This is a genomic window from Candidatus Methanoperedens nitratireducens (genome assembly GCF_000685155.1).
GTDB classification, from domain to species: domain Archaea; phylum Halobacteriota; class Methanosarcinia; order Methanosarcinales; family Methanoperedenaceae; genus Methanoperedens; species Methanoperedens nitratireducens.
The window spans coordinates 412,312-419,654 of record NZ_JMIY01000002.1 but is presented as its reverse complement, the minus strand read 5'-3'; the positions used below and the strand labels follow the sequence as shown (position 1 = coordinate 419,654).

Here is a 7,343-nt window from a genome sequence, read left to right as displayed (position 1 = left end):
TTACACTTCGCATGTGCATGGATAACGTTCAGAGCTTCTGGACTTTTCGGATAGGCTCTAAACGCATCTGATACCAATTAAAAAATGACCAAGAATATCAAGGACGCAAAAAAACTCCCCGACTCACCTGGCGTTTACCTCATGAGAGATAAGGATGACAGGGTTATCTATGTGGGAAAGGCGGCATCACTGAAGGACAGGGTGAGCCAGTATTTCAGGGAGCAGGAATCTCCGAAGACCCGTATTCTGGCCAGGAACATCGAGAATTTTGAATATATCGTGACTGAAAATGAAGTCGAGGCTCTGGTTCTGGAATCGAATCTAATAAAAGAGCACAGGCCACGCTATAATGTACGGCTTCGGGATGATAAGCAGTATCCCTATATCAAGATAACAGGAGAGGAGTATCCGCGCATCTGCATTGCAAGGAGAAGAGAGCAGGATGGGGCACAGTATTTTGGGCCTTATCCGAGTTCAAAGGCTGTAAGGGAAGTGATAAAAATGGCCTCAGGCTTCGGTATAAGGCGGTGCAAGAAAAAGCTGCCCTGCCCCCCGTGCCTGAACTACCATATAAAACAGTGTGCTGCCCCGTGCATCGACTCTGTCACTAAAGAGGAATACCTGGACATAATCAAGAACGTTGTTCAGTTTCTTAAAGGAAGCAGAAGTCAACTGATCCCATCCCTGACAGAGCAGATGAATAAACTGTCGGAGAAGCAGGAGTACGAGAGAGCTGCGCGGGTTCGAGACTTAATCAATGCCCTGCAGGAGCTATCTGAAAAACAGCGCGTGAGTATAGCCGACCAGAAACAGCAGGATGTTCTCGCTATAGCAGCCATGAGCACTACTGCAAGCATACAGATATTCCACGTAAGCGAAGGGAAACTCAAAGGACGCGATACTTTCTCAGTGAATACAGCCGGTGCGGATGAGATCGAGGTTCTCTCAAGCTTTATCAAACAGTACTACCAGGATGTCAGGCCCCCGGAGGAAATAGTAGTCCCGATTGAGCTCGAAGATGAATCCATATCGATCTGGCTCTCAGATAAGAACTCCAGGCTTAAAACACCAGAGGAAAGTACAGAGATCGGGCTCATGAACCTTGCCCGGGAGAATGTCATGCTGATCCTGACCCAGAACAGGCTTCAGGAGAGTAAAAACATAACTGATGCGCTGTACGAACTGCAAAAAGCCCTGGCATTGCCAGTACTCCCTGAGGTCATTGAAGCCTTTGATATCTCAAACATCGGCGGCACGGATGCAACAGGCTCACTTGTTGTATTCGAGAACGGAGAGCCTGATAAGAATAATTACAGGAAGTTCAGGGTAAGGACAAACCAGGGAGCGAATGACTTTGCCATGATGGTGGAAGTCGTTGCCAGAGCATATGTGCGGCGCAGGGAGGAGAAGAAAAGGATGCCTGATCTTATACTGATCGACGGAGGAAAAGGACAGCTAAACGCTGCACTGGCTGCGCTCCACGGGCTCGGGCTTAGTCTGAACATAGCAGCACTTGCAAAAGAGTTTGAGCATATTTTCCTGCCTGAGAGAGAAGCGCCTGTTATTTTGCCCGGGGATTCACCCGCGCTTCAGCTTTTGCAGAAGATAAGGGATGAAGCGCACAGGTTCGCGCTCAGGTACCACAAGAAACTCAGGGAGAAGAGGCTTAGAGAGTCTGAGCTGGATGAGATAAAGGGGATCGGGGAGAAGAAGAAACGCGCGTTACTGCAGTATTTCGGGTCGGTTCAAGAGCTGAGGAAGGCCGGGGTTTCTGATATCGAGAAGGTGGTGGGGGTTACAAGGAAGGATGCTGAGAGGGTGTATGCGCATTTTAATAAAGTTTGACAACGTAATTGAACTCTGCTTTGCGATACGTGAGCATAAGATTAAGTAGAACTTCAATGAGATTATGATAAAACGACAGATACGTATTCTTGCCATCGATGATTCTGCTCTAATTAATGATAAAGTAACGATTATAGGAGCCTTTTTCCGCGGTGGTGAGCAGCTTGACGGCGTTCTTCGCTCTGAGATCACAAGAGATGGTATGGATGCCACTGATACTATTATCCGGATGGTAAGGAGTTCAAAACATTATGGTCAAATAAGGGTAATTCTGCTTGATGGTATCACGTATGCTGGATTCAATCCAGTTGATATAGGTGAACTTTTTAATGAAACGGGTATCCCGGTCATTGTCTTCATGCGCTCATATCCTGATCTTGAGAGAATTAAACGCGCCCTTGAGAACCTGCCTGAGGCGGAGAAACGATGGGAGATAATCCAGCGGGCAGGCAGGGTATACAGGATCACCAATGATAAGACGGTATTCATTCAGTTATGCGGCATAGATAAAGAGAGCGCATTTGAGATTATCCGCATGACCTCAATACACAGCAATATCCCGGAACCGCTTCGTGTAGCGCACCTTATAGCAACAGGAGTTGTACTGGGCGAGTCCACAGGTAAAGCCTGAGCATCCTAAGTCCTCTGGACAAAGATATTATATACCTTACCTTCCTGCTTTACTGCAAGGAGTCTGTTCCCTGATTTCTTAGCCCATGCATCGATATTCTGCGGTGCAACAGGGTCGTCGGCTATTACCTCCAGTATCTCACCGCTTTTTAACTGCTCTACCTGTTTTTTTGTAAGGATAAGAGGATACGGGCAGCATTCACCGCGCACGTCCAGCGTTTCATCAGGGATTATCTCTGTCATCAGGTTCATGAATTATTACTATGGTTTAAATGTTTTTGGTGTGGTCCGAGCCCATCCAGTAGTTCCAAATTTCTTAACCTGTCGTCCCGTCTAATTACTGGATGAATTCAGCTCAATAGAAAGTTATATTAATGTGGCGATAGATGATTATGGTAATTTACGGGGGTGTTGCAGTTAGAAATATTATAACTCCAGTGTTATTATCACATTTAATCTTCAATATAAAAGGGAATGGTTCTAATGAATATCGAAAGCGATGGGTCATCATAGGAAAAGGATTTAATAAAAATAATTGAGCAGTGCCAGGTCGCCAAACTCATCACTGCTCAAGCCCCCCTCTCGGAGAGCAGATGAAGCTATTAACAGCGGTAGTATTAATTCTTTTTGTTGTGCTATCATTCAAAATGGTATTTACGGTTGAACAGATTGAGGACAGGAGCATAGAATCAGTTAGACAAGAGGTTTTTATTCCAGTCCAGGCATCTGTGCCTGACATTGTTCAAACCCCTACCCCACTACCGACAGAGGCTCCTGATCCGGAGCCCGATTATGTACCAGCAATTAGACCCTACGTTATTAACAAGGACCATGACATATGGCATGCACAGTACCCGAGCTCTTACATTACACCGGATAATGAGTGGGTGAGGTACTACGCTTCTTTGCTGTACCTTGATTATGACGGCAGGATCAGGTATAAGAATAGAGCCGTTCCGCTGGAGGTAGACACAAAAGGCAACATAATCTCATGGATAGACGAACCCTTTGTAAATAATTATATATCGGATAATGAGCAGTTCCAGTCATTGCCAGATGCTGATATGTGGGTAATGCCGGATTACTACCTGACCAATGGCATGCAGGATGATTGCGATGGGTGGATGGTAGCGGTCACAAGCCTGATGTTAAGCGGAGAGATGTCAATTAAAGAGAATGGGCAGTTTATTAAAAAGATCATACCTGCAAAGGCTGTTTTAGGATATATGAACGGGTACAGGGACGGATGGGTAGAATATCAGGTCTATGGAAAAACATTCCTTACAACCACGGCTTTAATAAATGCCGGAATAGATGGAACTGAAAAGATATCCTCAACTGAATTTGCAGAGAAAAAGGATAAAGAAAGAGCTGCACCTGTCTTTGAGTTTACAGATAGCTCTTTTGGGGAATATAAACAGATGTTATCAGAGTAGATGATCGCTCATCTCCTCTCTCTGTTGATTTGTAGGGCTACTGCCAGTGCTATGGCGAATACGGTTGTTGCAGTCTCAAACCCCGGGATTCCTTTCTCTGTGGCCGCTGGAGTCTGGGTCTCTGTGGGCGTCGCTGCGGTGGGAGTCCTTGTCGTCTCAGGTTCAGTCCCTGCTGATGCAGGCACAGCACCTCCCTTCAATCCGGTTATAGCGAATGCTGAGAAAGTATCTGTCTCTACCTCATAGTATGTATGCGTGCTGTCCTTTGTCGTCTCAGTTGTGGCGAGCTGTATCCATTTGCTGCCGTCCCACCTGACCATATTTATATCACTGCCTGCAAGATTATTGCTTTCAAGCCAGGAATTCTCAACACTGAACCTCACAATGGCTTCTTTTATGTTCTTTGGTACTGCAAAACCAGATGTTCCAACAAGGATATTGATATTTTTATATACAAGCCCGGGGGGCGAACTGCCGACCAGTGAGGATGTCCCGCGGAGTACTTCTATCTTAACAGCTATATCGCCAGCATTGATATTGCCGGTTATCACAACCTCGTTTATGGGATTTCCCGATTGTTTAAATGTATAGGTTACAGGTACATCCTTGGATATGAATTTTTCATAGGATTCCTTAGATTCTATATTTTTGAACTCTTCTCCTGATTGGTCGCCTCCCCCGCCACCTCCACTGCCGCCACCGGCTGAGGAGGTCTGAATTGAAATATCTCCACTGTAACTGACTGCGCCGATTATCTCTGGATAATCTCCATATATTTTGTAATCAGTTGTTATTGCTGCATATAACATATAAGTTCCAGCCACATTGGGAGGAATGATTATATTGGCCGTATAAGTGCCATTGATACTTGTTGGACTTGCGTCCCCACCAAATATCGGACTCAATGATCCACTTAAAGGTACAAACTCGACTTTAACAGTATTGACACCGACGTTATAAGGTACTCCATCTTTAGTAATTTTAACTGTAACATTGATGACGCTGCCAGCTACTTTTTCTGAGCTTTCGGGTGTAACTAGTAATTTATATTCAGAAATAACGATTGGTTTAGCTGCTAAAATTTCTCCAATTTTGTCTATATCCTTATTGGTTACAAGGAGCCCAAAGGTTCCTGAAATCCCTTGAACCTCAGCAGAAATTTCATAATAAGGTATAACAGTACTTGATTCTCCATATAATGTCTTAGACCATACTGAAATAGGAGAAGGATAGTCTTTATTTTTAAGATAAAGTGTAACTAGCTTGTTACTTACGCCGGGTGAATTAATAGTAATACCTATATTTTGGCCAATCTCGTAAAGTCCTATATCTGTTATTTCATAAACTTTTCCTTCCCATGTAAAAGTTCTATCCGGAACATCGAGCGATTTATCAAATGTTATTGTTGTTCCTGATACGCTTCCAACAAGTAATCCGAATATTATAACCACCATTAACACACGTAATAATATCCTCATAACCATCTCCTCACGAACAAACATGCACCCATCAATAAAATAAAAAAATCACTGGCATATTTACTTTGAAAAATTAAAAAGAGAGAATCATTTCTCTCTTTTCAGCATATATGCAACCGCCAGTATTCCGGTGATAGCGAGTACTGCCTCAAATCCAGGGATCCACTTTCTCTCAGGTGGGGTCGCAACTGCCCCGGATGTGGATACAGGCGTTGTGACCTGTGGTGTTGATACTACTGCTGTTTCTGTGGGTACTGCAACCCCTTTTACGCTGCTTATTGCGAATACGCCAAGGTTTTCCGTCTTTGCCTCGTAATATGTGTATGTGCTGTCCTTATCCGTTTCTTTTGTTTCAATCCATACCCATCTGCTTCCATCCCACCTGAGAATCCTGATATCATCGCCTGCAATGCCGTTACCTTCAAGCCATGAGTTCTCAACCTTAAACATGATCAAAGCTTCTTTTATACGCTTTGTGCCTGCCCAGATATTCACGTTCTTATATACAGCTCCAGGCGGTGATGCTGTTACGATCTTTGATACGCCCTTAAGAACCTCGACTCTTACGGCTACATTGTCCTCGTTCTCACTTCCTGTAACTACTATCTTGTATATACCGTGCTCAGGTGCTGTGAATATATATGCTACAGATGTGTTGGCGATGAGATTTTTCACATAGCTCTCTGCTTTTAATATATTATCAAGGGGCTCTGATGTGGTCACTCCGCCACCGCCGCTACTTTCACCGCTTCCGCTGCCGCCTCCACCAGTGGTGGTTGCGCTCGATAGCGTCAGCAATCTTTGATCAAACGCTACCATAAGATTGGTACTGTTGAAAGCCATGGTATGAACGAGATAGCTCCCTGCTGGCAGTGCAGCTGTATTTAGAGTCAGGCCAGCCGATTTTGAACTCGCTGTGGTCCTGGTCGTACTGGAGCGCGGTATTATGTCTGTAAGTGCAGAGGCGTCATTCATTACTATACCGTTGATCCTGGTAGCCTGTGCTAATGTCTGGCTTGAGTCCCATGTTATGTTTATCTTGCCAAGGTTATCTGCGTAATCGCTTCTATTGATTATGCTTGTAATATAGGTGTAGCTCTCTTCCGGGGCAGATGAGCTAAGTGAAATATTCACATTAAAATCCGAGCCTGGGGCTGCAGTGCCTGTACCGTCACCGACAACTATTGAAGAGCTGAACGGCATTACCTTGATGATGTTCCATGTGATGATCTCCCTGGGATCACTGCCTTTTGTGACAAGTATAAGATAGTTTCCAGGGGCCAGATTCTGGCTTAATGGCCCATAATCTCCACCTGAGTTCAGCGTTACCATAATTTCATTAATCTTGTTTTCATTATTAACCGCTGTTATGAACTCATCCAGTATCTTTGTATCATTATTCCATGTGTTCTTCAGGTCACTAAAATCCAGCAGGGCAACTGAGAGATCTGAGAAAAAGGGCACGTTGTTGCTTACCTGCTTGAACGTGGACACATTGACCTGTACACCAGCAAAAGAGTCAGACGCATCCACGATATAGCTTACTGCTGCTGTATCACCGGAACCCTTATAATAGACCTTTTGATTCGGTATGGATGTTGTCCTGGGCCCAAAAGAGCTTGAATTCAGGACCAGTGACTTACCTCCATCAACGAGGGTCTTGTTGATCGCAAATTTTAATGTTACCGAGGGCATCTCTATATTGCCATCGACCAGCCTGATAAAATTATTAGAATTTAGCACTGAATCCGTGATCGTATAGTTGTTCGTCGAAACATTACTGTAATTAAAACTCACTCCAGCGCTGGCTGGATGCACCAAAACCAACATAATCAATATTATGCTCATAGTGATTAGTTTGTTCTTAGTACTCACGTTTTTTATAATAGTTACCATTTTTTACCACCGTGGCCTAAATATGCTGTAGACAGTTACTATAAATATTTATATGTTA

At 44.2% G+C, this 7,343-nt stretch carries 6 protein-coding genes; 3 read left to right on the top strand and 3 right to left on the bottom strand.

All coding sequences use genetic code 11. The annotated features are described in order from the left end of the window. Window positions 1–84: 84 nt before the first annotated feature. Both uvrC and ANME2D_RS06030 read left to right on the top strand, forming a co-directional pair. On the top strand, window positions 85–1,845 hold the full coding sequence (gene uvrC, locus ANME2D_RS06035; protein ID WP_048089837.1) for an excinuclease ABC subunit UvrC: 1,761 nt from the start codon (window positions 85–87) through the stop codon (window positions 1,843–1,845). Between the two features lie 64 nt (window positions 1,846–1,909). Then, window positions 1,910–2,476 carry an endonuclease dU gene (locus ANME2D_RS06030; RefSeq protein WP_048089836.1) on the top strand — a complete coding sequence of 189 codons (567 nt, stop codon included), beginning with the start codon at window positions 1,910–1,912 and terminating at the stop codon, window positions 2,474–2,476. A 5-nt stretch (window positions 2,477–2,481) separates the two neighbouring features. Here the strand turns inward: ANME2D_RS06030 and ANME2D_RS06025 are convergent, their stop codons facing one another. Next, complete coding sequence (locus ANME2D_RS06025) at window positions 2,482–2,718, bottom strand: sulfurtransferase TusA family protein (RefSeq protein WP_048089835.1); 237 nt, start codon at window positions 2,716–2,718, stop codon at window positions 2,482–2,484. Window positions 2,719–3,068: 350 nt separating this feature from the next. On the opposite strand from ANME2D_RS06025, the gene ANME2D_RS06020 reads away from it, so the two are divergent. Continuing rightward, complete coding sequence (locus ANME2D_RS06020) at window positions 3,069–3,911, top strand: hypothetical protein (RefSeq protein ID WP_048089834.1); 843 nt, start codon at window positions 3,069–3,071, stop codon at window positions 3,909–3,911. An 8-nt stretch (window positions 3,912–3,919) separates the two neighbouring features. Here ANME2D_RS06020 and ANME2D_RS06015 read toward each other — a convergent pair whose 3' ends face one another. After that, on the bottom strand, window positions 3,920–5,389 hold the full coding sequence (locus ANME2D_RS06015; RefSeq protein ID WP_157833982.1) for a PGF-pre-PGF domain-containing protein: 1,470 nt from the start codon (window positions 5,387–5,389) through the stop codon (window positions 3,920–3,922). A gap of 87 nt (window positions 5,390–5,476) precedes the next feature. Then, window positions 5,477–7,285, bottom strand: a complete 1,809-nt coding sequence (locus tag ANME2D_RS06010; RefSeq protein ID WP_048089832.1) for a PGF-pre-PGF domain-containing protein — start codon at window positions 7,283–7,285, stop codon at window positions 5,477–5,479. Between the last annotated feature and the right edge of the window lie 58 nt (window positions 7,286–7,343).

Excerpts from the sequence above, each read along its gene's own strand:
- ANME2D_RS06025 (WP_048089835.1), bottom strand. The coding sequence starts at position 2,718 with ATGACAGAGATAATCCCTGATGAAACGCTGGACGTGCGCGGTGAATGC.
- ANME2D_RS06030 (WP_048089836.1), top strand. The coding sequence starts at position 1,910 with ATGATAAAACGACAGATACGTATTCTTGCCATCGATGATTCTGCTCTA.
- uvrC (WP_048089837.1), top strand. The coding sequence starts at position 85 with ATGACCAAGAATATCAAGGACGCAAAAAAACTCCCCGACTCACCTGGC.
- ANME2D_RS06010 (WP_048089832.1), bottom strand. The coding sequence starts at position 7,285 with ATGGTAACTATTATAAAAAACGTGAGTACTAAGAACAAACTAATCACT.
- ANME2D_RS06020 (WP_048089834.1), top strand. The coding sequence starts at position 3,069 with ATGAAGCTATTAACAGCGGTAGTATTAATTCTTTTTGTTGTGCTATCA.
- ANME2D_RS06015 (WP_157833982.1), bottom strand. The coding sequence starts at position 5,389 with ATGAGGATATTATTACGTGTGTTAATGGTGGTTATAATATTCGGATTA.